Genomic DNA, 1,778 nt, shown 5'->3' with positions numbered 1-1,778 from the left:
AGCAACATCCGTTGTAAAGCTTCCCGTTTTTGTTGGGACTGCAAAGGTAGAAATCTTTTTCGTTTTGTCAAGCTTTTTCTTTTTTATTTTTAGAAAGTTTTAATTCCTTCCAAGAGCTTAACAATACTCCTACTTTACATCCTTTCAATCCTCAGCACTTATCCTTTTCTCTGTTTCCCTTCCTCCGAAGCGGGATGCAAAAGTAGGAAAATAAACCCGTCCACCAAACAATAATGCACTAATAATTGTATGCAATCCCTAACTGCATGATTTACAACGCGAAATACTTCAAACTAAATGTCCCCGGAACTCATAAACTGCATTTTTAGCAAAAAACACAGCTAAAAATCAATATCCTGTATCAGGACAAATTCTATGATTCTTCCTGTTTCTGTCTATTAAGCACTATTTTTTCATCGAAAGATTAAGTAAACAGGAAGAATAATAATCAAAACCAGTGATACAGCACAGCAGAAAATGATAAAATAGGTAATAGGGATAAGATTATTATAAGTTAAAGCCAATAAAAGAATAGTATCAATACCTGAGAGGAATAGATATTAGAGAAAAAATAGATACTAATCCACTAATAGCTTATCAGATGATAAATTATTTAGATAACGTCTTCAGCAGATCTTTGGCAGGGACAGATTTAGCATTCCCCTCCTTATCACCAATAATAAGATCTTCGTTATTTATAGCAGCTTCCTCAGCCAGCTTACGCAAAGCCTTTTTAAGACCAACCATAACCTTATCGGTAAACGTAGCATTTTGGGATAAAGAATCAGGCGTTTCCATGATTTTGCTGTCTAATGATAGTATTCCAAAGTTCGCTATTAAATACTGTTTTTCCAAAGCGATCATATTTGGCAATCACCTCAGGTACGAGATCCATATTATTTATGATTGTCCATTCGTCACATAGCGGCATATACAAGTTGTATAAATTATAAATGCCCCTATAATACCTACGCGCTATTACATTCGCAGGGATATGGTGCCCTCCATTGCTCACCCGCCTGGCTACGCGCTCTACGGTCAGATTTGGAGAACTTAACCAAAAGTACAGCAGGCTAACCTGGTAATCCAGGAGCCGCGCTTGTTTAACCAGGGAAACATAGCTTCGACTGGCCAATGTAGTTTCAAATGCAAAGTCAACTTTGGCCGCCATTAATTCACGAATACGTTTGAGCATAATCCTGCCTGATTTAAAAGCTACACTTTCCGGGTTAAATGGAGATAGCCCACAGGCAATGTTATCTGCATTCACAAATTGCATACAATTTAAGATTTCTGGCAGAATGGTATTACTGGCGGTAGTCTTACCTGCACCATTGCAACCAGATATGATATAGAGATTAGGCAAGCGGCCCAGCCTTTCTGTTGAAGAACTGAATAGATAATATCAGTCCTATCAAAAATGCGAATTGCATTTCGCCCCGTACATAGAAAATTGATCGTTTCATCAAATTAAAGATAGAAATTATCTTTCTCAAATTTCAGGAAGTATTATTGGGGTTTTTATTGATCCAGAAGTCAGGATCGGGGTTCGAATCCCCCACACTCCAAGCTATATATGCCTGGCTATATTGAAAGCAGGGATTATTCCTTTTTAATATTTCATTGATTTCAGACTGTTTATAACCGTGTATCTTAATCAAAAGGCATATCAACAAAATGGTGAATCAATAGATTTGAGCAGGGATGCTGCTTTGTCAAAAAGATTGTAAACTAAATGATGCTGCCTTATCATCGTGATGCTGCCTCATCAAAAAGGT

The 1,778-nt window shown here is 37.2% G+C and carries 2 protein-coding genes; both read right to left on the bottom strand.

All coding sequences use genetic code 11. The features are described from left to right. Nucleotides 1-609 precede the first annotated feature (609 nt). Entirely contained in the window at nt 610-798 is a 189-nt protein-coding gene (locus LY11_RS26375; RefSeq protein ID WP_111636559.1) for a hypothetical protein, read from the bottom strand. Further along, nucleotides 785-1,366: an AAA family ATPase gene (locus LY11_RS26370; RefSeq protein WP_111636558.1), complete on the bottom strand. Its 582-nt coding sequence runs from the start codon at nt 1,364-1,366 to the stop codon at nt 785-787. The genes LY11_RS26375 and LY11_RS26370 overlap by 14 nt, the downstream gene beginning before the upstream one ends. Nucleotides 1,367-1,778 lie beyond the last annotated feature (412 nt).

Origin of the sequence: Pedobacter cryoconitis, assembly GCF_003259615.1 — a bacterium.
GTDB classification, from domain to species: domain Bacteria; phylum Bacteroidota; class Bacteroidia; order Sphingobacteriales; family Sphingobacteriaceae; genus Pedobacter; species Pedobacter cryoconitis.
The sequence above is the reverse complement of the archived record's forward strand: the minus strand, read 5'-3'. Positions and strand labels throughout refer to the sequence as shown.